The 22,080-nt window shown below is 64.4% G+C and carries 20 protein-coding genes; 7 read left to right on the top strand and 13 right to left on the bottom strand.

The window, feature by feature from the left end:
* On the bottom strand, positions 1-915 hold the full coding sequence (locus tag ACRQ5Q_RS23340; protein ID WP_439392452.1) for a LysR family transcriptional regulator: 915 nt from the start codon (positions 913-915) through the stop codon (positions 1-3).
* Between the two features lie 102 nt (positions 916-1,017).
* Between ACRQ5Q_RS23340 and ACRQ5Q_RS23345 the strand changes: the two genes are divergently transcribed.
* Complete coding sequence (locus ACRQ5Q_RS23345; protein WP_439392453.1) at positions 1,018-2,358, top strand: MFS transporter; 1,341 nt, start codon at positions 1,018-1,020, stop codon at positions 2,356-2,358.
* A 9-nt stretch (positions 2,359-2,367) separates the two neighbouring features.
* Entirely contained in the window at positions 2,368-3,909 is a 1,542-nt protein-coding gene (locus ACRQ5Q_RS23350; protein ID WP_439392454.1) for a M81 family metallopeptidase, read from the top strand.
* A 168-nt stretch (positions 3,910-4,077) separates the two neighbouring features.
* Here ACRQ5Q_RS23350 and ACRQ5Q_RS23355 read toward each other — a convergent pair whose 3' ends face one another.
* The gene (locus ACRQ5Q_RS23355) at positions 4,078-5,589 is read right to left on the bottom strand and encodes a caspase family protein (protein ID WP_439392455.1); all 1,512 of its coding nucleotides are present in this window, start codon (positions 5,587-5,589) and stop codon (positions 4,078-4,080) included.
* A 190-nt stretch (positions 5,590-5,779) separates the two neighbouring features.
* Between ACRQ5Q_RS23355 and ACRQ5Q_RS23360 the strand changes: the two genes are divergently transcribed.
* From ACRQ5Q_RS23360 to ACRQ5Q_RS23370, 3 genes are all read left to right on the top strand, one after another.
* The gene (locus ACRQ5Q_RS23360) at positions 5,780-6,823 is read left to right on the top strand and encodes a helix-turn-helix transcriptional regulator (RefSeq protein WP_439392456.1); all 1,044 of its coding nucleotides are present in this window, start codon (positions 5,780-5,782) and stop codon (positions 6,821-6,823) included.
* A 268-nt stretch (positions 6,824-7,091) separates the two neighbouring features.
* Positions 7,092-8,582, top strand: a complete 1,491-nt coding sequence (locus ACRQ5Q_RS23365) for a DEAD/DEAH box helicase (protein WP_439392457.1) — start codon at positions 7,092-7,094, stop codon at positions 8,580-8,582.
* A 163-nt stretch (positions 8,583-8,745) separates the two neighbouring features.
* Positions 8,746-9,813, top strand: a complete 1,068-nt coding sequence (locus tag ACRQ5Q_RS23370) for a GGDEF domain-containing protein (protein ID WP_439392458.1) — start codon at positions 8,746-8,748, stop codon at positions 9,811-9,813.
* Positions 9,814-9,849: 36 nt separating this feature from the next.
* Here ACRQ5Q_RS23370 and ACRQ5Q_RS23375 read toward each other — a convergent pair whose 3' ends face one another.
* The 8 genes from ACRQ5Q_RS23375 to ACRQ5Q_RS23410 form a co-directional block, all read right to left on the bottom strand.
* On the bottom strand, positions 9,850-10,284 hold the full coding sequence (locus ACRQ5Q_RS23375; protein ID WP_439392459.1) for a TfoX/Sxy family protein: 435 nt from the start codon (positions 10,282-10,284) through the stop codon (positions 9,850-9,852).
* 133 nt (positions 10,285-10,417) lie between these two features.
* The gene (locus tag ACRQ5Q_RS23380) at positions 10,418-10,816 is read right to left on the bottom strand and encodes a HesB/IscA family protein (protein WP_439375264.1); all 399 of its coding nucleotides are present in this window, start codon (positions 10,814-10,816) and stop codon (positions 10,418-10,420) included.
* Between the two features lie 49 nt (positions 10,817-10,865).
* Entirely contained in the window at positions 10,866-11,237 is a 372-nt protein-coding gene (locus ACRQ5Q_RS23385; RefSeq protein ID WP_018641712.1) for an SUF system Fe-S cluster assembly protein, read from the bottom strand.
* Complete coding sequence (locus ACRQ5Q_RS23390; RefSeq protein ID WP_439375263.1) at positions 11,234-12,481, bottom strand: cysteine desulfurase; 1,248 nt, start codon at positions 12,479-12,481, stop codon at positions 11,234-11,236. The genes ACRQ5Q_RS23385 and ACRQ5Q_RS23390 overlap by 4 nt, the downstream gene beginning before the upstream one ends.
* Positions 12,478-13,800, bottom strand: coding sequence for a Fe-S cluster assembly protein SufD (gene sufD, locus ACRQ5Q_RS23395; protein WP_439375262.1), 1,323 nt, complete (start codon positions 13,798-13,800; stop codon positions 12,478-12,480). The genes ACRQ5Q_RS23390 and sufD overlap by 4 nt, the downstream gene beginning before the upstream one ends.
* Positions 13,801-13,811: 11 nt before the next feature.
* On the bottom strand, positions 13,812-14,564 hold the full coding sequence (gene sufC, locus ACRQ5Q_RS23400) for a Fe-S cluster assembly ATPase SufC (protein WP_018641709.1): 753 nt from the start codon (positions 14,562-14,564) through the stop codon (positions 13,812-13,814).
* 134 nt (positions 14,565-14,698) lie between these two features.
* Positions 14,699-16,195 carry a Fe-S cluster assembly protein SufB gene (sufB, locus tag ACRQ5Q_RS23405; protein WP_439375261.1) on the bottom strand — a complete coding sequence of 499 codons (1,497 nt, stop codon included), beginning with the start codon at positions 16,193-16,195 and terminating at the stop codon, positions 14,699-14,701.
* A gap of 109 nt (positions 16,196-16,304) precedes the next feature.
* Positions 16,305-17,450 (bottom strand): cysteine desulfurase family protein, encoded by a 1,146-nt coding sequence (locus ACRQ5Q_RS23410; protein ID WP_439392460.1) that lies wholly within the window; start codon positions 17,448-17,450, stop codon positions 16,305-16,307.
* 340 nt (positions 17,451-17,790) lie between these two features.
* Here ACRQ5Q_RS23410 and ACRQ5Q_RS23415 point away from each other — a divergent pair, with 340 nt between their 5' ends.
* Positions 17,791-18,438 carry an alpha/beta hydrolase gene (locus tag ACRQ5Q_RS23415; protein WP_018641706.1) on the top strand — a complete coding sequence of 216 codons (648 nt, stop codon included), beginning with the start codon at positions 17,791-17,793 and terminating at the stop codon, positions 18,436-18,438.
* Here ACRQ5Q_RS23415 and ACRQ5Q_RS23420 read toward each other — a convergent pair.
* From ACRQ5Q_RS23420 to ACRQ5Q_RS23430, 3 genes are all read right to left on the bottom strand, one after another.
* The gene (locus tag ACRQ5Q_RS23420; RefSeq protein WP_439375259.1) at positions 18,435-18,758 is read right to left on the bottom strand and encodes a DMT family transporter; all 324 of its coding nucleotides are present in this window, start codon (positions 18,756-18,758) and stop codon (positions 18,435-18,437) included. The two genes, ACRQ5Q_RS23415 and ACRQ5Q_RS23420, sit on opposite strands and share 4 nt — an antisense overlap.
* A gap of 10 nt (positions 18,759-18,768) precedes the next feature.
* Positions 18,769-19,446, bottom strand: coding sequence for a glutathione S-transferase family protein (locus ACRQ5Q_RS23425; protein WP_439375258.1), 678 nt, complete (start codon positions 19,444-19,446; stop codon positions 18,769-18,771).
* Between the two features lie 97 nt (positions 19,447-19,543).
* Complete coding sequence (locus ACRQ5Q_RS23430) at positions 19,544-20,647, bottom strand: anhydro-N-acetylmuramic acid kinase (protein ID WP_439392461.1); 1,104 nt, start codon at positions 20,645-20,647, stop codon at positions 19,544-19,546.
* Between the two features lie 164 nt (positions 20,648-20,811).
* Here ACRQ5Q_RS23430 and tyrS point away from each other — a divergent pair, with 164 nt between their 5' ends.
* Positions 20,812-22,065: a tyrosine--tRNA ligase gene (tyrS, locus tag ACRQ5Q_RS23435; RefSeq protein ID WP_439392462.1), complete on the top strand. Its 1,254-nt coding sequence runs from the start codon at positions 20,812-20,814 to the stop codon at positions 22,063-22,065.
* Positions 22,066-22,080 lie beyond the last annotated feature (15 nt).

Consider the following 22,080-nt stretch of genomic DNA (forward strand, 5'->3'; position numbering starts at 1 on the left):
TCATTGGCTCGCCGGCTCGGCGCCGAGATTCCGAGCCACCAGGTCGAGGAACTCACTGGCCAGCGGCGAGATGCTGAGCGACCTGTGCCGAATGACGCCAACAGTACGCTTGATCTCCGGGGCAGAGATCGGAACGGTTCGGATATTGGAGCTTGGGTTTGTCGGCAGGGCCATGGCCGGCAAGATGGCGCAGCCGACGCCTGCTTCCAGCAGTCCAAGGATGCAGGAAACGTGCTCGACTTCGTAGAACCACCGCAGCTTCAGGCCGGCATTTCCGAGCAACACCTCCAGCAGGAGCCTGTTGCCACTGTCGCGCCCGCCAATGACGAGCCGGACCTTCCCCATCGCCTGTAGCTCCTGCAGCGTCACCTCCCGACGAGCGGCCAGCGCGTCGTCCTTGTGCACGGCCAGAACGAAACGATCGGCCAACAATGGTGCGAACGTTAGATCCGGATCTGTGCCCGGATCCACACCGATGCCGAACTCGGCCAATCCCGACAAGACCTGGCGAACGACGAAGTCCTGGTTGCCATCGAAGACCTGCACACCGACATTCGGATGCCGCTCGGTGAACGTCCTCAGCAAGGACGGAAATGCCTGGCACACGACGGTCGGAATGCTGGCCACCCGTATCTTGCCGAAGCGCCTCTCGGCGACCTCGCGGATCGAATCCAGCATCCCGTTGAGGTTGTTGATCTGCTGGCGAGCCATTGGAAGGAAGTGGCGTCCAGCTCCGGTGAGGACCATCGACCTCGTGGTGCGGCTGAACAGCTCGACGCCCAGCGTCTGCTCCAGCTTCTGGATCCGGCGCGACAGGCCAGGCTGGGTCAGATGGAGTTTCTCGGCAGCACGCTGAAAATTCAGCAATTCTGCCGCGACCACGAAGGCCTCGAGTTCAGCGTTCTCGACTTTCATGCGGGAGTCTCATCAGTCGCAAGCGAACCCGCATTGGACCTCAATGATGGCGGTTCCTACCATCCTGGCGGATAGCCCAACCAAAGGGAACAGGTAGCACCGATGCCCATCCAGCAGCAACTTGCGTCGTCCATGCCGATTGCCGCGGCCGCAACAACCGATGTGACCGGAGCGGACGCGACGTACCGGAAGATCGTGCTTCACATCGTGCCTTTCATTCTCGCCTGCTATTTCTTTGGCTATCTGGATCGGGTGAACGTCGGCTTCGCCAAGCTCAGCATGGTCAGTGACCTCGGTCTGAGCGAGGCCGCTTATGGCCTTGGCGCAGGCTTGTTCTTCATCGGCTATCTCCTGCTTCAGGTGCCCGCCGGCTACCTGGTTCAGCTCTACGGCCCGCGCAATTGCATCGCCGGATCGATGCTCGCATGGGGCCTTGTCTCTATGGCGACCCTGCTGACGCGCGACGAAGCCAGCTTCTACGCACTTCGCTTTCTGCTCGGGGTCACCGAAGCAGCATTCTTCCCGGCCGTCATTGCCTGCTTCAGCCTCTGGTTTCCCTCGTACAGGCTGAGCAAGGTGATGTCCTTGCTGTTCCTTGCCCTGCCTCTCGGCGTCATCCTCGGCGGTCCGCTGTCCGGCTGGATCATGGACTTCACCCATGGGAGCTACGGCCTGAAGGGCTGGCAATGGATGTTCCTGCTCGAGGCACTCCCGGCCTTGTTGCTTGGATTGTTCGCGATCAGGGCGATCGTCGAACGGCCGGACGATGTTACGTGGTTAACGCCCGGCGAGAAAGCTTTGGTGCAGCGAGAGCTCGCTCTGGAAGCCCGGGACAAGCAGACGAGCTTGTTGCCAGCGTTGCGCGAGCCGACGCTGTGGATTTTGTTCGCGACGACGTTTCTCTACAACCTTGGCAATTACGGCCTCGTGTTTTGGATGCCGAGCATGATCAAATCAATAGGCGGGCTGACGAACTTCCAGATCGGCATCGTGACTGCGGTACCGTACTTCGTTGCCGCCTGCGCCATGCTTCTCAACTCGTTCCACTCGGTGAAAACCGGCGAGAGACTCTGGCACACCGCGCTGCCCCTGATCGCTGGCGGCATCGCCCTGGTCGCGGGTGTGACCACGCGAGACGTGCCAGTGCTGTCCCTCCTATGCATGACCGTCAGCGTCTCCGGCATCCAGTGCACGCTCGCCATGTTCTGGAGCCTGCCATCGCGCGTGCTTGCCGGAACCGCGGCGGCCAGCGGCGCCGGACTGGTCAATATCGGCGCGGCGATCGCGGGTTTTGCCGGTCCGGCGGTCCTCGGGCTCCTCGGTCAGCTCACGGGCAGCATGACGGCCGGAGTGTCGCTGCTGGCGATCGCGCTGTTCGCCGCGGCTGGGCTGATCTTTGCGATTCCGCGGCACCTGATGGCCCGGCATATCGTCTCGGCCTAAGGGGGTGACATGGTCTCGAAGGCTGCAATTCGCTCCACCTCCAATCATGACCTGCACAAACCGTTTCGGATTGCGACCGCCGGATTTCATATCGAGTCCGTGAGTTTCCTGCCAACCGCCTCGACCTGGGACGATTTCGAGCAGGTGGCCTTGCGCGGGAGCCGCATCGTCGGAGAGCTCCGAGGCACCAACACCGTGATGGGCGGCTTCATCGAGGTCTGCGAACAGGACGGCGTGGAGTTGCTTCCCCTCGTGCACACCGCCCTGGGTGCCGTCGGGCCCGCAACCGACGAGGCCGTCAGACGTTACGCGGACGAGATGGCAGCCGGTATCCGCGCTCTTTCGGACCTGGATGGCGTGCTGCTCTTCCTCCACGGCGCGTGCTGGACGGCTTCCTATCCCGACCCCGAGCGCTTCATCATCGACACGGTCCGCGCGGCCCTGGGGCAGGACAAGCCCTTGATCGTCGCCCTCGACTACCATGGCAACATCGACGCGGACACGCTGAAGAACGCGACCGCAGCGTTCGCCTATCGAAAATCCCCGCACACGGATACGGGTGACACGGGACGCCGCGCCGCCACCTGCATGCTGCGCACGCTGCGGGGACAGATTTCGCCGGCATGGGCGATCGCAAAACCAGGCGTGCTCGTCCCATCGATCTTCAGCGCGACCGCGCTGCGTCCCCTGGCGGATATCATCGAGGAAGGACAGCAAATCGAACGCGACAGCGAGCGCTACACCGATATTTCGCTCATGGCGGGCTTTTCCTATGCGGACGCGCACAACGCCGGCTTCTCGGTGTTGTGCGTCACGGACGGCAACCCCGACCGCGCTCAGAGGGTCGTGGATCATCTTTCGGATCGGATCTGGAACGAGCGGCATGCACTCTACAGGCCGTTCGACATCTACACCGCAGAGTCGGCGGTCTCCCGGGCGTGCACAGGCCTGACGACGCGCAAGGCGGCGGGACGCCCCTATGTCCTGGTCGAGCACGCAGACCGAATGAACGATTCAACTTACCTGCTGGCCGTGCTGCTCAAGCGCCGCGTCCCGCGGGCTGCCGTGCCATTTCTCTGGGATTCAGCCGCGGCGCAGAAGGCGTTCGAAGCCGGCGTTGGCGCGATGGTCAAGCTCGAGCTTGGCGGCCACAGCTCGGAGAAGGCCGGGCCGACGCTCGACGTCACCGCACGGGTGCTGTGGGCAGGCCCTAAATCTTACCGCGTGACGGGCTCCTACATGCATGGCATGCCCGTCGACCTCGGAATGACGGCGTTGCTCGACATCGATGGCGTGTCGGTGAGTGTCGTCAGCGCTTTTGCCTTCGCGGTCGATGGCGATCCGTTCGGGGTGTTCGGGTTACGCCCCGAAGACTTCGACATCATCGTGCTTCGTTCCAAGACCCATTTCCGCGCGTTCTACGAGCCGCTGGCTGAAGAAATCCTGATCGTGGATACACCGGATCACGGCGTCGCCGACCTGCGCCTCCTGGCCTACGAGCGGCTGGATACGCATCGCGTATTTCCTCTGGCTCCCGAAAGCGCCTCTTGATGTCGCCTGAACAGGAGCACAGGGTGACACGCGCGGATCGTCGGGCCAGGCACGGGGGATCATAACCAGCAAGGTGGGCGTGAGCCTGATCCAATCTGAGAACTGACCGCACGATGTGGCAGAGCATGGGCGGCTCCTGAAGCAGCCTCGCCAGTCCCGCCGGATCGCTCAATTGTTGCTGCGGTTCGCGGTGCGAAAACTCTTGATCTCCGAGACGCTGCCGTCGCGATAGGTCAGCTCCACCGAGACGAACTGCGTGGCCGGAGCGAGCTTCATGTAGAGCTGCATGCCGGCGCTGATCGCGCTGGGATCACGCATGTCGCAATTCGGCATCTTCAGCACCTGGTTGGGCACGGCGGTGTCGATGCCGATGCGCACCTCGCGGATCGCGCAGCGATACGAGACGAGATGCGTGTAGTAGACCAATAGCCCGTTGAACTCGCGGAATGACAGCCAGCTCGTGGAGGTCATGTCGAGGATCTTGCGCTGGTCGCGGATCAGCGCGGCCTCGGGATCGAACCTGATCGGGAATGGCCCCTGCATGTCGCCGGCCTGATCGACATAGCGGACCTCGATGGTGCCGGCCACAGCGTCCGGCGGCAGCTCGATCGACGGGTTCGGCATCCGCTTGCGCGTCCGCGGATCGAGCGTGTCGATGAAGCCCGTCTCGCGGAAATCGCCCTGGCCGGCCATGCGCCAGGAAATGCCGAGCGTCGGATCGGCGAAGGAGAACACCACGCTCCAGCCGCCATTGTGGCGCGAGAAGCTCGCGATCGGCGCGTTGGTGGTTTCCTCCTTCACGCGAGGCACCGACACCGGCGGCAGCGCCGCGACCTGCTGCGGCGGCGGATCGGCGGGACGCGCGGCAGCGTCCTTGGCGGTGCCGCTGAGGAAGACGTCGTCGACCATCTGGTCGAAATAGACCGGCACCTGCCTGTGCTTCACGGTGTCCGCCATTTCGCTGACGAGACGGCGGGTGCGCTGTGCCACCTGCACGAGGTTCTCGCCGGGCTGCAGCAGCTCCCTGGCGAAGGTGCGCGTGAACACCGAATTGGGATTGGCGTCGTCGTTGGACAGGCGGTCGAGCGCGGTCTGGCGGGGACCGGCCGAGAACACCGAGAACACGCCCTCAGGCAGTTGCACCATCGGCGCGAGCCCGCCGCCGCCGGCGACCGCGCGCGTGCCGGCGCGCTCGAACGGATTGTTGCGGCAGGCGTCGAACACCAGGATCGAGGTCCGCGCCTTCTTGTTCTGGAGACGCTCGACGATGCGGTCGGCCAGGATGGAGGCGTCGCGCACCAGCTCTTCCTGCCCTTCCGTCGCCGCCGGCACGTCGGTCGGCAGCAGATAGTTCTGGCCTGCGATCTCGAAACCATGGCCGGCGTAGAAGAAGAACGCGGTGTCGCCGGGCTCGACGGTCCGGTCGAAGGCGAGCAGCGTCTCCGAGAATTGCTGCCGGCTCTGGTTCTCGGCGACCATCACGGAGAAGCCGAGCTGCTTCAGCGTGTCTGCCATGGTGCGGGCGTCGTTGACCGCCTTGAGCAACTTCGGCACGTTCTTGTAATCGTTGTTGCCGACGACGAGCGCGACGCGCTTCGCGGCGTGAGCCGGCAGCGCGATGCCGCAAAGGCCAGCCACGAGGCCGAGGGCCGCCAGAATTCTGAAAAGCCGACGCGTCATCGCTAACATCCCGCTGTGGAACGGCCCCACTGGTCGGAACCCCTGCCGTTGATGTGATAGTCGGCCCAGCCGCAGCGGGGGTTCAACAGCCGCCTCTTCGGTTCCATCCTCTGACCTATGGCAGATTCGATCGGAATCTGCTTTTCCTTGGTTTTCCACGGGGCAATCGCTCCGGACGCGAGGGACTGCCGTGTATCGCTGGTGTACCGACGAGGTCGAGCCGCATGACCGCTTCGACTATTGGCGCGAAGTCCGGTCCAAGGGCCTGTTCGGCGTCACCGCCGAGCTCGAGCGGGAGCGACGCGCGGACTTCTACGGCGAGTTCTCGCTGCGCCAGCTCGGCGGGGCCGGCCTCGTCGAGCTGAAGGCCTCGCACTACGCGGTCGAGCGCAGCGCCTCCGACATCGCCTGCGCGCCCAGCGACAGCATCTGCGTCTACCAGCAGCTCGGCAGCGGCGGCTGGTTCGGCGGCATGCGCGGCGGCGATTTCTCCATCGCCAATGGCAGCTTCGCCACCAGCCACACCGACATGCCCTATCGCACCGTCCCGCTCGGGGACGGCGGCTTCCACCTGCGGATTCTGAAGATCCCCGTGAGCAGCATCCCGGCGCAGGACAAGCGCATGCGCGAGCTGTCGGCCCAAACATTCAACGATCCCGGCCTGGCGCCCCTGCTCGAGGCCTGCTTTGCCGATCTCAGTGAGGCTGCCACAGCTGACGACGGGAGCGATGGCGCCCAAGCCTCCCACGTGCAAGCCTCCCACGTGCAGGCCTCCCACGTGCAGGCCTCCCTGGTTCAAGCCCTGGCGCATCTGGCGCTGATCGAGCGCGGTATCGTGCGGCCGGGTAGCCGGCTCGGACAGGCTGCCCTGCGGACAGCCCGCCTGTCGCAAGCGCGACGCCTGATCGTGCGCCACCTGCAAGACCCGAACCTCGCCCCGGCAATGGTCGCCGATCTGCTCGGTGTGTCCCTGCGGCACCTGCATGTGCTGTTCGAGGCCGTCGAGAAGAGCTTTTCGCAGACCGTGACCGACGAGCGCCTCAAGCAGAGCCGCCGCCTGATGCGCGAGGCGCCGGACCGGCTGATCGCCGACATCGCGACCGCCTGCGGCTTCGAGAGCCTGGCGACCTATTACCGGGTTTTCAATGCGGCCTATGGCATGGCCCCTGGAGACTTCCGGGCCCAGGGTTCCGAACGGCCTTCGCCCGTCACGGTGACCACCCGCCGGGCTTAGGAGTGAGGCGGAAAATCCCAGCCGGGCCCGAGATTTGCTAAAAAGCTAAGGGTTTTTAGGGCCTTCCCGCGCCTGCTCCATTGACTTTGGCCAATTCCCGCCTATGTTCCGGGGCGACGCGGCTCAGATCGAAGAGCGATTCCTGAGCCTTGCGCTTTGTTCGCGTGAGTCAGCACCCCCAGCTTCTTTGAGAGCGCGCCGTTTCGGGGTGGAACGCGACCAGCCTTATTACCCTCGATTCCGAACGGCGGTTTCGACCAGAGGCTCAATGTCCTTTTCAGATCTCGGACTGTCCGAAAAAGTCCTCGCCGCAGTGGCGGCCACCGGTTACACCAACCCCACCCCCATCCAGGAACAGGCGATCCCCCACGTCCTCGCACGCAAGGACGTGCTCGGCATCGCCCAGACCGGCACCGGCAAGACCGCAGCCTTCGTGCTGCCGATGCTCACCATCCTCGAAAAGGGCCGGGCCCGGGCGCGCATGCCGCGCACGCTGATCCTGGAACCGACCCGCGAGCTCGCGGCGCAGGTGAAGGAAAACTTCGACCGCTACGGCGCCGGCCAGAAACTCAACGTCGCCCTTCTGATCGGCGGCGTCTCCTTCGGGGACCAGGATGCCAAGCTGATGCGCGGCGTCGACGTGCTGATCGCAACCCCAGGCCGCCTGCTCGACCACACCGAGCGCGGCGGCCTGCTGCTCACCGGCGTCGAGCTGCTCGTCATCGACGAAGCCGACCGCATGCTGGACATGGGCTTCATTCCCGACATCGAGCGCATCTGCAAGCTCGTCCCCTTCACCCGGCAGACCCTGTTCTTCACCGCGACCATGCCGCCGGAAATCCGGCGCATCACCGAAGCCTTCCTGCACAATCCGCAGAAGGTCGAAGTGTCCCGCCCCGCCACCACAGCCGTCACCGTCACGCAGGCCCAGGTGCCCGCCGGGCGCGAAGCGCACGAGAAGCGCGAATTGCTGCGCCGCCTGCTGCGCGAGGCCAAGGACCTCAAGAACGCGATCATCTTCTGCAATCGAAAGCGCGAGGTCGCGATCGTTCACAAATCGCTCCAGAAGCACGGCTTCAGCGTCGGCGCGCTGCATGGCGACATGGACCAGCCTGCGCGCATGGCTGCGCTCGACCAGTTCCGCAAGGGCGAGCTTCCGCTCCTCGTCGCCTCCGACGTCGCCGCCCGCGGCCTCGACATTCCCGAGGTGAGCCACGTCTTCAATTTCGACGTCCCCCACCACGCCGACGACTACGTCCACCGTATCGGCCGCACCGGCCGCGCTGGCCGCACCGGCACCGCGATCTCGATCGTGACGCCGCTCGACCAGAAGTCGATGGCCGCGATCGAGAAGCTGATCGGCCAGAGCATTCCGCGCGCCGAGGGCGACTACGAAGTCCGCACCGAGGCCTCGGATACGGCCGAGCGTCCGCGCGAGCAGCGCGGCCGTGAGCGTTCACGTGGCGGACGCGGCAAGCCGCAGCGCGGCGAACGGCGCGGTCATGATCGTGAGCGCAGCCACGAGCCGCGCGAGGCGCGTGGCGAGGCAAGGCACTCGTCCGAAGCAAGGCACGGCCCCGACGGAAAGCGTGCGTCCGAGCCGCGTCACCCCTCGCGCGCGGAGGCCAACAATTCGCATGTGCCGTCGATCGGCCGTCCCGAGCCGCGCCGCCAGCGCGAGGTCGACACCGAGCCGGGCGATCACTCGCACCTGCCGGCGTTCCTGTTGCGGCCGGTTCGCTCCCCCGCCGGCGCCTGAAGCGCGACGCGCTTCCTGCTGGTTGAGACAGGCCGCCGCACAATTTTCTAGATGCATCGGGAAACGTATATTTACGGGGTATTCACGATCGTCCCTTAGGCTACGAACATAATTTAAGCATTACCGCGGTCGAGGGCGCACCGACCGCTGTGGGGTATGTTCCGTGGTCAAGGCTCTCGACGAACACGAACGCACGATGGCGTTCGCCGAAGTGGCGCTCGGCCAGATCCGATCGCTTCGCCAGACTGCAATTCCCCGCAATTACGAGATCTGGTACGTCTACGCCACCGGCTACAACGCACCGCTCAACAAGATCGTCAACGAGACGCTGGCGCGGCAAGGCAAGCTGACCGAAGCCGACCTCGAGCAGATCTACGAGACCTATCTCTCCCACATCAAGACCACCGACCGCATCGACAAGGTCGGCGCGCGCGTCATCGGCGAGATCGACGACGTGATGCGCGTGCTCGGCGATGCGCTCGGGATGACCGCCTCCTACGATGCCAGCCTGTCGGGCGCGTCCGAGAAGCTGTCGTCGGCCAAGAGCCGCGAGCAGATCAAGGCGATCGTCGAGACGCTGATACGTTCGACCAGCGCGATGCGCGAGACCAACAAGGCGCTGGAAGACCGGCTGACGCTGTCGAAGAACGAGATCAGCAATCTGCAGCAGAGCCTCGAGGCGATCCGCGCCGAGAGCCTGACCGACCCGCTCACGGGCCTCGGTAACCGCAAATATTTCGACCGCATGATCGGCATGGCGGTAGAAAGTGCGCTCGCCTCCGGCGAGCCGCTGTCGCTGCTGCTGTTCGACATCGATCACTTCAAGTCGTTCAACGACTCCTACGGCCACCTCACCGGCGACCAGGTGCTGCGGCTCGTCGGTCTGTCGCTCAAGCAGACCATCAAGGGCCAGGACATCACTGCCCGTTACGGCGGCGAGGAATTCGCGGTGGTGCTGCCCAACACCGCGCTGCGCCAGGCCCTCACCGTCGCCGATCACATCCGCCGCGCGGTGATGGCGAAGGAATTGAAGAAGAAATCGACCGGCGAGATTCTCGGCCGCGTCACCATCTCCGTCGGGGTTTCCATGCTCAAGCAGGGCGACGACACCGAAGCGCTGATCGAGCGTGCGGACGCCTGCCTCTACGCCGCCAAGCGCAACGGCCGCAACCGCGTGATCTGCGAAGCCGATCCGGAATTCACGGTCGAGAGCCACGGCCGGGTGGCGTAGAGCAGCCGAACGGGGGGCACGCTTCCGCCTTCCGCTCTATGAGCTACGGCGGACGAGTGGCTTGGCCACCGTACGCACCGTTCTCTTGGCTGTTCGCTTCGCCGCGGGTTTACTTGCGGCCCTCTTCGCCGGTTTGCTCGCCGGCCGCTTCTTCACCTTGGCCCGCTGCGCGGCGGCGAGCGCCGCCCTCGCCCATTGTGCGAGCTCCGCGGAATCGTCGAACAGGCGCGCGGGCAGCTCCCAATAGGAGTTGACCACCACGGTCTTCGCGCGGGTCGAGTACTGGAATGGTTTCGAGCCTTCCGCTTCAAAATCCGGAATGGTCACCTCGTCGGCGCGGAAGAACAGGCCGGCGCGCAGCGACAGGGCAAAGTTGGTGCCGTCGGCGGAGATGCCGAAGCCGGAGAACATTCTTCGGATGGTGACGGGGCCGAAATCGGCGAACAGGTCGATCAGGAATTCGCGGTCCATGGGAGGTTTCCCTGCACGAGCAAGCGAACGCCTCATAGCATCCGCGTCATCGCGAGCGAAGCGAAGCAATCCAGATCGTCTCCGCGGCGGCAGTCTGGATTGCTTCGCTTCGCTCGCAATGACGCCGGAGAAGCTAGCCGTCGATCTTCGCCGGCCGCAGCTCGACCGACTCGCCGCAGCCGCAGGCGGACACCTGGTTGGGGTTGTTGAAGACGAACTGGGCCTGCATCTTGTCGGCCTTGTAGTCCATCTCGGTGCCGAGCAGGAACAGCACGGCCTTGGGATCGACCAGGATCTTGACGCCCTTATCCTCGACGATCTCGTCGGTCGGGCGGATCTCGTGGGCGTATTCGACCGTGTAGGACTGGCCGGCGCAGCCGCCGTTCTTCACGCCGACGCGCAGGCCCACGATCTCCGAATCGGCGCGCTGGGTCAGCTCGGTGATGCGCTGGGCAGCGGCATCCGTCAGCCGCATCACCTGCGGGCGCGGCCGCCGGGGTTTTGGTGAGGATGCTGGTGTTGCCTGGGTCATGTTATTTATGTGGTCCGTTGCAGAACGAATTCAATGCGCGTTGAGACCGTCACCACATGTTGAGCACGAGGCGAGCCTCGTCGCTCATGCGCTCGGGCGACCACGGCGGCTCCCAGACCACCTTGACGTCGACCACGCCCACACCGGGGACACTGGCGACCGCGTTCTCGACCATGGTCGGCAGCTCGCCGGCGGCCGGGCAGTTCGGCGTCGTCAGCGTCATCTGCACGTCGACGGAGCGGTCGTCCTTGATCTCGACCTTGTAGATCAGCCCGAGCTCGTAGATGTCGGCCGGGATTTCCGGATCGAACACGGTCTTCAGCCCGGCAATGATCTCGCGGGTCAGCCGCTCGGTCTCCTCCGGCGGCAACGCCGAATGGGTCTCCATCGGATTGGCTTTGATTTCGGCCGTGTCACTCATGCGAACAAATCCCGCGCCTTCAGCAGCGCCTGTGCCAGATGATCGACTTCTTCCCGCGTATTATACATCCCGAACGAGGCCCGGCACGTGGCCGTGACGTTGAACCGCTCTAAAAGCGGCATGACGCAATGGGTGCCGGCGCGCACCGCGATGCCCTGGCGGTCGATCACGGTGGCGACGTCATGGGCATGCGCACCCTTGAGTTCGAAGGAGATCACAGGACCCTTGCCGCGCGCCGTGCCGATCAGCCGCAGCGAGTTGATCTCGCGGAGGCGCTCCTGGGCGTAGGTGGTGAGATCGTGCTCGTGCGCGGCGATGCGCTCCTTGCCGATCGAATTGACGTAGTCGATGGCGGCGCCAAGGCCAACTGCCTCGACGATCGCGGGCGTGCCCGCCTCGAATTTGTGCGGGGGATCGCCATAGGTGACGACCTCGCGCGACACTTCGCGGATCATTTCGCCGCCACCGTTGAACGGGCGCATCGCGACGAGGTGATCGTACTTGGCCCAGAGCACGCCGATGCCGGTCGGACCGTAGACCTTGTGGCCGGTGAAGACGTAGAAATCGCAGCCGATGTCCTGGACGTCGACCGGCAAGTGCACGGCGCCCTGGCTGCCGTCGACCAGCACGGGGATGCCGCGGGCATGGGCCATTTTGACGACGTCCTTGACCGGGACGATGGTGCCGAGTGCGTTCGACATCTGCGTGATCGCGACCAGCTTGGTCTTCGACGTCAGCAGCTTCTCGAACTCGTCGATCAGGAAATTGCCCTCGTCGTCGACCGGCGCCCACTTGATCACGGCGCCCTGACGTTCCCTGAGGAAGTGCCAGGGCACGATATTGGAGTGGTGCTCCATGATCGAGATGACGATCTCGTCGCCGTCTTTGATATTGGGGCCACCCCACGAAGATGCGACCAGATTGATCGCCTCGGTCGCGTTGCGAGTGAAAATCACTTCTTCGGTGCGCGGCGCATTGATGAACTGGGCGACCTTGGCGCGGCCGCCCTCATACGCTTCCGTTGCGGCATTGGCGAGATAGTGCAGACCGCGATGCACGTTGGCGTATTCGCTCGTATAGGCCTGCGTCATGCGGTCGAGCACAGACTGCGGCTTCTGCGCGGAGGCTGCGTTGTCGAGATAGACGAGCGGCTTGCCGTAGACCTGCATCGCGAGCGCCGGAAAGTCCTGGCGCACGCGCGCGACGTTATAGGCGCCGTTCTTGACTGCCGGATGCGTGCTCATGACCGACGCTCCAGCCAGCGCTCGGCGATGCCGATCACGTGCTCGCGCAAACCGTCATCGGCGATCTGCTCGATCGCCTCGCCGACGAAGGCCTGGATCAGCAGCGCCTGGGCCTGCTTCTCCGGCAGGCCGCGCGCCTTCAGATAGAACAAGAGACTGTCGTCCAGCGCGCCGGCGGTGGCGCCGTGGCCGCAGGAGACGTCGTCAGCAAAGATCTCGAGCTCGGGTTTGTTGTCGGCCTCGGCTTCGTCCGAGAGCAGCAGCGCACGGGTCATCATCTTGCCGTCGGTCTTCTGCGCGTCGGGACGGACGATGATGCGGCCCTGGAACACCGAATGGGCGCGATCGTCGATCACCGCGCGGAAGGTCTCGCGGCTGAGGCAGTTCGGCACGGCATGGTCGACCACCAGCGTGGTGTCGCCATGCTCGGTCTTCTGCAGCAGGTTCACGCCATTGGCCGAGAGCTCGCTGCCCTCACCCGAGAACGTAATGAAGCCCTGCAGGCGGCTGACCGCCGCGCCGGTCGTCATGTTGAAGAAATTGAGCTTGGTGTTCGCGCCGACAGTCACGAACTGCGAGGTGACGTTCACCGCGTCGGGCGCATCGTCCATCAGGCGGATATGCGCGACGTCGGCGTCATCGCCGACCCAGAGGACCACCGCATCGTTGACCTGATAGCCGCCGGCCTTTCCGGCCGCGACGAAGCTCTCTACGACAGTGGCACGCACGCCTTTGCCAATCCGCAGATGCGAGCGGGTGAACGCGGACGCACCAGCCGCGGTCGCAACATGAATGACCTGGATCGGCGCGGACAAATGGGTGCCGTCAGCCACCGAAACCAAGACGCCGTCCGTTGCCATGGCCGCATTGAGCGAGATGACCGCATCCGTCGACGCAGTCTGGAGGAGATCGCCGGCCGCGGGGTTGGCCTCGTTCGCAAGGACCTCGCGCAGCGTCTTGACGCTGACCTCTGACGCGAGCGTCTTCACGTCGGACAAATCGGCCGCGAACACTCCGTCGACCAGCACCAGCTTGCGGGCGCCCGCGATCGCATGCGCCTTCACGGCCGCCGCCGCGCGCTTCAGCGCGGCGGCATCGGGGCTTGCTGCCAACGGCAGCACCTCGCCGACCAGCGCGCGCAGATCGGTGTATTTCCATTCCTCGATCCGGCGGTGCGGCAGGCCGAGACGCTCATAGGTCTCGAACGCCTCGCGGCGCACTGCTGCCACTCCCGGCGAACCCGGCAGGCGGCCTTCGGCGCTGGCGAAGAGATCGCTCACCGCGCGGCCGTTCCCGGTCTTTGCCACAGCAACGTTCATCGCAAAATTCCTTACGCGGCATCCTCGAACTGGGCGTAGCCGGACGCTTCCAGCTCCAGCGCCAGGTCCTTGCCGCCGCTCTTCACGACACGCCCCTTCGACATCACGTGCACGAAATCGGGCACGATGTAGTTCAGCAGCCGCTGATAGTGGGTGATGACGACCATCGCGCGCCCCGGCGAGCGCAGCGCGTTGACGCCGTCGGCCGCGATGCGCAGCGCGTCGATGTCGAGGCCGGAATCCATCTCGTCGAGGATGCACAGGCTGGGCTCGAACAGCGCCATCTGCAGCACCTCGTTGCGCTTCTTCTCGCCGCCGGAGAAGCCGACATTGACGCCGCGCTTGAGCATGTCCTGCGGGATGTTGAGCGACTTCGAGACCTCGCGGACCTTCTTCAGGAAGTCCGGGGTCGAATATTCGCTCTCGCCGCGCGCCTTGCGCTGCGCATTCAGCGCGGTGCGCAGGAAGGTCATGGTGGCGACGCCGGGAATCTCGACCGGGTACTGGAACGCCAGGAACACGCCCTTGGCGGCACGCTCGTCCGGGTCCATCTCGAGGAGATCCTCGCCCTTGAACAGGATCTGGCCGTCGGTGACCTCGTAGCCGGGCTTGCCGGCAATGACGTGCGAGAGCGTCGATTTGCCGGAGCCGTTCGGCCCCATGATCGCGTGCACCTCGCCCTCGTTCACGGTCAGCGTCAGCCCGTGGAGGATCTCACGCTCCTCGACACGAACCTTGAGGTCTTTCACTTCAAGCAAAGCCATAACGTTTTTTCCATCTATCCCCTCATCCCAGGGAGCGCCGGAGGCGCGTCTCGAAGGATTGAGGCCACCAATCTTTCCGGTATCCATCCTTCGAGACGGCCGCGTTCCGCGGCCTCCTCAGGATGAGGTCGGAGTTAGCCGACCGACCCTTCGAGCGAGATCGAGATCAGCTTCTGCGCTTCCACCGCGAATTCCATCGGCAGCTGCTGCAGCACGTCCTTGACGAAGCCGTTGACGACGAGGCCGACCGCCTCTTCCTGCGAAAGGCCACGCTGGATGCAGTAGAACAGCACGTCCTCCGAGATTTTCGAGGTCGTCGCTTCGTGCTCAAACGTGGCCGTGGAGTTCTTGGCCTCGATGTACGGCACGGTGTGTGCGCCGCACTTGTCGCCGATCAGCAGCGAGTCGCAGGCGGTGAAGTTGCGCGCGCCGGACGCTTTCCGATGCGCGGTGACGAGACCGCGATAGGTATTCTGCGACTTGCCGGCGGCGATGCCCTTGGAGATGATGCGGCTCGACGTGTTCTTGCCGAGATGGATCATCTTGGTGCCGCTATCGACCTGCTGGAAGCCGTTCGAGATCGCGATCGAGTAGAACTCGCCACGGGAATTATCACCGCGGAGAATGCAGCTCGGATATTTCCAGGTGATTGCCGAACCCGTTTCGACCTGGGTCCAGGAGATTTTGGAGTTGGCGCCGCGGCAGTCGCCACGCTTGGTGACGAAATTGTAGATGCCGCCCTTGCCTTCCGAATTGCCGGGGTACCAGTTCTGCACCGTCGAATATTTGATCTCGGCATCGTCGAGCGCGACGAGTTCCACGACGGCGGCGTGCAGCTGGTTCTCGTCGCGCTGCGGCGCGGTGCAGCCTTCGAGATAGGAGACGTAGGAGCCCTTGTCCGCGATGATCAGCGTGCGCTCGAACTGGCCGGTGTTGCGCTCGTTGATGCGGAAATAGGTCGACAACTCCATCGGGCAGCGCACGCCCGGCGGCACGTAGACGAACGAGCCATCGGAGAACACCGCCGAGTTCAGCGTCGCATAGAAATTGTCCGAGGTCGGAACTACCGAGCCGAGATACTTCTGCACCAGTTCGGGGTGCTCGCGGATCGCCTCCGAGATCGGCATGAAGATCACACCGGCCTTCTTCAGCTCGGCCTTGAAGGTGGTCGCAACCGAGACCGAATCGAAGACAGCATCGACCGCGATCTTGCGGCGCGCCGGATCTTCCTCGCCCACCTTCGGCTCGACGCCTTCGAGCATGGCGACTTCCCGCAGGGGGATGCCGAGCTTCTCGTAGGTCTTCAGAATCTCGGGGTCGATCTCGTCCAGGGAGGAAACCGTCTTCTTCGGCTTCGGGGCCGCGTAGTAATAGAGGTCCTGGAAGTCGATCTTGGGATAGTCGACGCGGGCCCAGGTCGGCTCGGTCATGGTCAGCCAACGGCGATAGGCCTCGAGCCGCCACTGGAGCATCCAGGCGGGTTCGTTCTTCTTCTGCGAGATGAATTTTACGATCTCTTCCGAGAGCCCCTTTGGCGCCTTCTCGGAGTCGATCAGGGTCTCAAACCCATAACGATACTGGTCGACGTCGATGCGCTTCACGCGCTCGACCGTCTCTTGTACGGCTGGCATTCCATCCTCCGCTCGCGGTTTCAAGGACCGCGGTGGATCAAACTCGGACGAGTATTACGATGTTTCTAGGTAGAAAGCACGTGCTTAGAACCGTTCAAGCCGTGTTTCGTCACCTTAGTCCCTTAAGTAGGGTATTACCGAGCTTTCGCCAAGCCTCTAACGCCCTATTGATGTCCTCTGCATCCGTGGACCAGCCCAGACTGAGGCGCACCGCTCCCTGGGCCGTCGCAGGGTCATACCCCATGGCCGAAAGCACGTGGGACGGCTGGACCTTGCCGGAGGAGCAGGCTGAGCCGGAGGACACGGCGACGCCTTCGAGGTCAAAGCCGATCACGGCGGTCTCAGCCTTGAGGCCGCGCGCCGTGAACAGAGTGGTATTGCATAACCGCGCCACATCATCCGAGAACACTGTCGCCCCGGCGATCGCCCTGATGCCATTTTCCAAGCGATCCCTGAGGGTTGACACGCGTTCCGCATCCTCCGGCAGAGCCTGAAGCGCGGCCTTCACGGCGGCGCCGAAGCCCGCGATGCCCGCAACATTTTCGGTGCCGGCGCGCCGGTTCAGCTCCTGCCCGCCGCCCCGGAGCACCGGTTCCAGCCCAGCAATTCCCTCCGCCACGACCAGCGCGCCAACGCCCTTGGGGCCGCCGATCTTGTGCGCAGAAAAGGTCGCAAGGTCGGCCCCTACCGCGCTAATATTGAACGCAATTTTGCCGAGGGCCTGGATCGCATCGACGTGCAGGAGACCACCGGCCTCGTGCACGATCCGCGCGGCCTCCGCGACCGGCTGGAGTGCGCCGGTCTCGTTGTTGGCCGCCATGATCGAGACCAACGCGGGCGGACCTTCCATGAGCTGCGTCTTCAGATGGTCGAGGTCGACCACGCCGGCGCGCGTCACCCTGACATGGCCCACCTGGTCCGCCGGGAACCGGCCGCCTGACAGCACCGAGGCGTGCTCCACGGCCGAGACCAGCACCCGCTCGACCCGACGACCGCCTGGTCCCCGCAGGCCGGGCGACAGCGCCAGCGCATTGGCCTCGGTTCCAGCGGAGGTGAAGACGACATTCCGCGGCAACCCACCGACCGCAGCCGCAAGCGCCGCACGGGCGTCCTCGACCAGCCGCCGCGCCTCGCGTCCCTCGGCGTGGACCGAGGAGGGATTGCCGACCAGGTCCCAGGCAGCGAGCATCGCCGCGCGCGCCTCAGGGCGAAGCGGCGTCGTTGCATTCCAGTCGAGATATACACGGGTCGGCATGGAGTAATATAGTACCTTGCTTTGACGGAGGCTCGCCTCCCGCCCGACATGGGCCGCGGCCGCGCCCTTGGCAACCTGATTCCGGACCGCCTGTCCGTGAGACACGCTCATGACACGCTAACGCCTTGAGCCCATTGGCCGATGTTCAAGATGCTTGCTTTTTGCCCCCGCGCCCATGTTAGAACGCGGCCGTCAAGTCACCGTGCGCCGTTTGCGCATCACCGCGAGGCGCACGCCTTCTCACCCTTCATTCGCGCTTTCGTCGGCATTCGCCGATGAAGCCACAATCGGTTGATTGCCGAGGAATCCTCGCTCCAGCACATCAATCAAGAGATCATCGATGCCTGAAGTCATTTTCGCCGGCCCCGCTGGCCGCCTCGAGGGCCGCTATCACCCGGCCAAGCAGAAGAACGCGCCGATCGCGATGATCCTGCATCCGCATCCGCAGTTTCACGGGACCATGAATCATCAGATCGTGTACCAGTGCTACTACGCCTTTGCGCATCGCGGCTTCTCGGTGCTGCGCTTCAATTTCCGCGGCGTCGGCCGCAGCCAGGGCTCGTTCGACCACGGCACCGGCGAATTGTCCGATGCTGCCGCGGCGCTCGACTGGGCGCAGACCATCAATCCCGAAGCGCGCGCCTGCTGGGTCGCAGGCTTCTCCTTCGGCGCTTGGATCGGCATGCAGCTCCTGATGCGCCGTCCCGAGGTCGAGGGTTTTATTTCGATCGCGCCTCCGGCCAATCTCTATGACTTCTCCTTCCTCGCGCCCTGCCCGTCCTCGGGTCTGATCGTGCATGGCGAGAAGGACGCGGTGGTGCCGCCGAAGGACGTCAACACGCTGGTCGAAAAGCTGAAGACGCAGAAGGGTATCGTGATCGACCAGCAGATCATCCCCGGCGCGAACCACTTCTTTGACGCCAAGCTCGAGCCGCTGATGGAAACCATCACCGCGTATCTGGACATGCGTCTCGCCAACGTGCGCTAAGCGAGCTTGAGCGCGGCGATCCCCAATAGCACGAGCGCGATGCCCGCAAGCTTCATCGCGCTCAAGCTCTCGCCGAACAGCACGACGCCCATGACGAAGGTGCCGGCAGCGCCAATGCCGGTCCACACCGAATAGGCTACGCCGACCTCAAGCACCTTCAGCGCTCGCCCGAGCAGGAAGACGAAGGCGGCGAGCAGCATCAGCGAGACGATGCTCCAGCTCGCGCGCGTGTAGCCTTCCGCATATTTCATCGAGATCGCCCAGCCGACATCGAGCGCGCCGGCGACCACCAGCATCAGCCAGGCCACAGAGGACGACATCGCCGCGCGCTCAGGCCGCCAGCTTGAGCAGATGCGCGTCGTGGCGGACGAGGAAGGCGCGCAGCAATTGCGGATAGTCCGCGCCCACCGCGCTTCGCACGCTCGGGCGCTTCGCGAGCTCGGCGCGCCAGGCGCGCACCTTCGGCACATCGTTGAAGATGCCGTGCTCGGTCAATTCGTCGAACAGGTCGAAATAGCGGAAGATCGGCGCGAACACCGCATCGACCAGGCTGAAAGTCTCGCCCGCAAAATAAGGCCCCGCGCCAAGCGCAGCCTCGACACGCGCGAATTTCGCCGCAAGCGCCTGGCGCTTGCTGTCGAACGTCGCCGGATCCGTCGTCGTTTCCAGCCCCCAGAGATCGCCGAGGATCGCCGAGCCGAACTCCATCCAGGCGCGGTGCTCGGCGCGCTTCAACGCATCCGCCGAATGCAGCTCGAGGCCTGCTTGCGTCTCCTCGATGTACTCGCAGATCACGTTGCTCTCGAACAGCGCGACCTCGCCCTGCTCCGTCGTCACCACCAGCACGGGTACCTTGCCAAGCGGCGAGAGTTTCAAAAACCAGTCGGGCTTGCTCGCGAGATCGATGTCGATCCGCTCGAACGGTACGCCCTTCTCCTTCAGCGCGATCACGGCGCGCTGCACGTAGGGACAAAGCTTGTGGCTGATGAGTTTGAGCGAAGTCGTCATGGCAATGATCCCGGCAGTTAGATGCAACTGCATCCAACATAGATGCACCTGCATCTACATGTCAAGATCCATGCATCTGCATTAATTGCGCCCTATCTCAAGGCCGCGCAATCGCCCCGCCGGTCATCGGCATCGGCACGCCCGTGGTCGCCGGATAGGACAACGGCAGGCCCTTCAGGCCGCGCGCGGCGAGGAAGCCGAAGGCCTGCGCCTCGATGGCGTCGGAGGCCCAGCCGAGCGTTTCGGCGGCCTCGACGGTCGCCGACCCCACCCGCTCCCGCAGCATGCGCAGCATGGTGAGGTTGCGCGCGCCGCCGCCGCAGACGATCCAGCTCCGCGGCCGGCGCGGCAACAGCGGGATGATTCGGGCAATCGCAGCAGCGGTGAAGGCCGTGAGGGTGGCCGCGCCGTCGGCGGGCTCGACATCGCCGAGCTTGAGCGCGGCAAAGTCGTTGCGGTCTAGCGATTTCGGCGGTGGAGCCGCGAAGAACGGCAGCTCCAGCGCACGCGCGATCCAGGCTTCGTCCGCCTTGCCGAGCGCCGCGAACTTGCCTTCAGCGTCGAAGGCCAGGTTCATGGTACGGTACATGAAGTCGTCGAGCAGCGCGTTGCCCGGCCCGGTGTCGCAGGCGATCAGCGTGTCGTTGCCGTCGATATAGGTGATGTTCGAGACGCCGCCGATATTGACCACGACGATCGGCCCCTCGCGCTCCAGCGAATTGGCCAGCGCGCGGTGGTAGACCGGTACGAGCGGCGCGCCCTGCCCGCCGGCTTCGACGTCGGCGGCGCGGAAGTCGTGCATGACAGGAATATGGATCGCCCTGGCCAGCGCCGGCGCATCGCCGATCTGCACCGTCAGCCGCTTCTCGGGGCGGTGCAGCACCGTCTGGCCATGAAAACCGACGATGTCGATGTCCTCCGGCCGCATCCGGTTCTGGGCGACGAAAGCGGCCACCGCCTCGGCATGCGCCAGCGTCACCGCGCGCTCCGCCTCGGCCAGAACGCCCGGCCGGGCATCGCGCTGCGACAGGTGCACCGCCTCGGAGAGGGCTTGGCGCAGCAGGTTGCGCTCGGCCGGACTATAGGGCCGGTAGCTGGATGGCCCGAACGCCTTGACCAGCTTTCCATCGGTTTCGATCAGCGCGACATCCACCCCGTCCAGCGAGGTGCCGCTCATCAAACCGAGTGCCGTCAACATCATGGATCAGCGTCCTCAACGGACCCCCTCCGGCATGCCGATCTTGTGCCAGAGGGACACATCTTATAATGCCACAGCGCCAAGTGGCGGGCAGCAACCGAGTTCCCACGGAAGACCCTTAAATTGCTCCCGAAACAGTAAACCAAGAATTGTCAGGCCGCCGACAGATGACTGCTTTCAAATCGGATTTCCTCAACACCCTGCAGGAACGTGGATTCATCCACCAGTGCTCCGATTTTGAGGGACTGGACGCCCTCGCCGCCAAGGGCGAGGCGACCGCCTATGTCGGCTACGATTGCACCGCCCGCTCGCTGCACATCGGCAACTACCTGACGATGATGATGCTGTACTGGCTGCAGCAGTCCGGCAACAAGCCGATCACGCTGATGGGCGGCGGCACCACCATGGTCGGAGATCCCTCCGGCAAGGACGAGACCCGGGCGATGCGCACCGTCGCCGAGATCGAGGCCAACAAGGAATCGATCCGCGGCGTGTTCGCGAAGGTGCTGCGCTATGGCGATGGCAAGAGCGACGCCATCATGCTCGACAATGCGGAGTGGCTGACCAGGCTGAACTGGATCGAGATGCTGCGCGACGTCGGCCGGCACTTCTCGGTCAACCGCATGCTGACCATGGACTCCGTGCGCCTGCGCCTCGAGCGCGAGCAGGAGATGAGCTTCATCGAGTTCAACTACATGGTGTGCCAGGCCTACGACTTCGTCGAGCTCGCCAAGCGTACCGGTTGCAGACTGCAGATGGGCGGCTCCGATCAATGGGGAAACATCATCATGGGCGTCGATCTCGGCCGCCGCATGGGCACCCATCAGCTGTTCGCGCTGACGACGCCGCTGCTGACGACGGCGTCGGGCGCCAAGATGGGCAAGACCGCGCAAGGCGCGGTGTGGCTCAACGCCGATCAGTTCTCGCCTTATGATTTCTGGCAGTACTGGCGCAACACCGAGGACGCCGACGTCAGCAAGTTCCTGAAACTGTTCACGACGCTGCCGATGGCCGAGATCAAGAAGCTCGAAGCACTCGGCGGCTCGGAGATCAACGAGGCCAAGAAGGTGCTCGCCACCGAGGCGACCGCGCTGCTGCATGGCCGCGACGCAGCAAACGAAGCCGCTGAAACCGCGCGCCGCACTTTCGAGGAAGGCGCGCTGGCGGAGAGCCTCCCGACCGTGGAAATTCCGCGCGGCGAACTCGACGCCGGGCTGGGCGTGCTCAACGCCTTCGTCAAGGCGGGCCTGGTTGCCTCCAATGGCGAAGCGAGGCGCCAGATCAAGGGCGGCGGCCTGCGCGTCAACGACGCGCCGGTCACCGACGAGAAGATGGCGCTCTCAGCGGCCAATCTCACGCCGGAGGGCGTGGTCAAGCTGTCCTTCGGCAAGAAGAAGCACGTCCTCATCAAGCCTGCATAGGCGTATGAGCTTTTG

The sequence above is a fragment of the Bradyrhizobium sp. PMVTL-01 genome, assembly GCF_051861855.1.
Lineage (GTDB): Bacteria > Pseudomonadota > Alphaproteobacteria > Rhizobiales > Xanthobacteraceae > Bradyrhizobium.

Coding starts and splice junctions, on each gene's coding strand:
- ACRQ5Q_RS23340 (WP_439392452.1), bottom strand. CDS start 915: ATGAAAGTCGAGAACGCTGAACTCGAGGCCTTCGTGGTCGCGGCAGAA.
- ACRQ5Q_RS23345 (WP_439392453.1), top strand. CDS start 1,018: ATGCCCATCCAGCAGCAACTTGCGTCGTCCATGCCGATTGCCGCGGCC.
- ACRQ5Q_RS23350 (WP_439392454.1), top strand. CDS start 2,368: ATGGTCTCGAAGGCTGCAATTCGCTCCACCTCCAATCATGACCTGCAC.
- ACRQ5Q_RS23355 (WP_439392455.1), bottom strand. CDS start 5,589: ATGACGCGTCGGCTTTTCAGAATTCTGGCGGCCCTCGGCCTCGTGGCT.
- ACRQ5Q_RS23365 (WP_439392457.1), top strand. CDS start 7,092: ATGTCCTTTTCAGATCTCGGACTGTCCGAAAAAGTCCTCGCCGCAGTG.
- ACRQ5Q_RS23375 (WP_439392459.1), bottom strand. CDS start 10,284: ATGGACCGCGAATTCCTGATCGACCTGTTCGCCGATTTCGGCCCCGTC.
- ACRQ5Q_RS23380 (WP_439375264.1), bottom strand. CDS start 10,816: ATGACCCAGGCAACACCAGCATCCTCACCAAAACCCCGGCGGCCGCGC.
- ACRQ5Q_RS23385 (WP_018641712.1), bottom strand. CDS start 11,237: ATGAGTGACACGGCCGAAATCAAAGCCAATCCGATGGAGACCCATTCG.
- ACRQ5Q_RS23390 (WP_439375263.1), bottom strand. CDS start 12,481: ATGAGCACGCATCCGGCAGTCAAGAACGGCGCCTATAACGTCGCGCGC.
- sufD (WP_439375262.1), bottom strand. CDS start 13,800: ATGAACGTTGCTGTGGCAAAGACCGGGAACGGCCGCGCGGTGAGCGAT.
- sufC (WP_018641709.1), bottom strand. CDS start 14,564: ATGGCTTTGCTTGAAGTGAAAGACCTCAAGGTTCGTGTCGAGGAGCGT.
- sufB (WP_439375261.1), bottom strand. CDS start 16,195: ATGCCAGCCGTACAAGAGACGGTCGAGCGCGTGAAGCGCATCGACGTC.
- ACRQ5Q_RS23410 (WP_439392460.1), bottom strand. CDS start 17,450: ATGCCGACCCGTGTATATCTCGACTGGAATGCAACGACGCCGCTTCGC.
- ACRQ5Q_RS23415 (WP_018641706.1), top strand. CDS start 17,791: ATGCCTGAAGTCATTTTCGCCGGCCCCGCTGGCCGCCTCGAGGGCCGC.
- ACRQ5Q_RS23420 (WP_439375259.1), bottom strand. CDS start 18,758: ATGTCGTCCTCTGTGGCCTGGCTGATGCTGGTGGTCGCCGGCGCGCTC.
- ACRQ5Q_RS23425 (WP_439375258.1), bottom strand. CDS start 19,446: ATGACGACTTCGCTCAAACTCATCAGCCACAAGCTTTGTCCCTACGTG.
- ACRQ5Q_RS23430 (WP_439392461.1), bottom strand. CDS start 20,647: ATGATGTTGACGGCACTCGGTTTGATGAGCGGCACCTCGCTGGACGGG.
- tyrS (WP_439392462.1), top strand. CDS start 20,812: ATGACTGCTTTCAAATCGGATTTCCTCAACACCCTGCAGGAACGTGGA.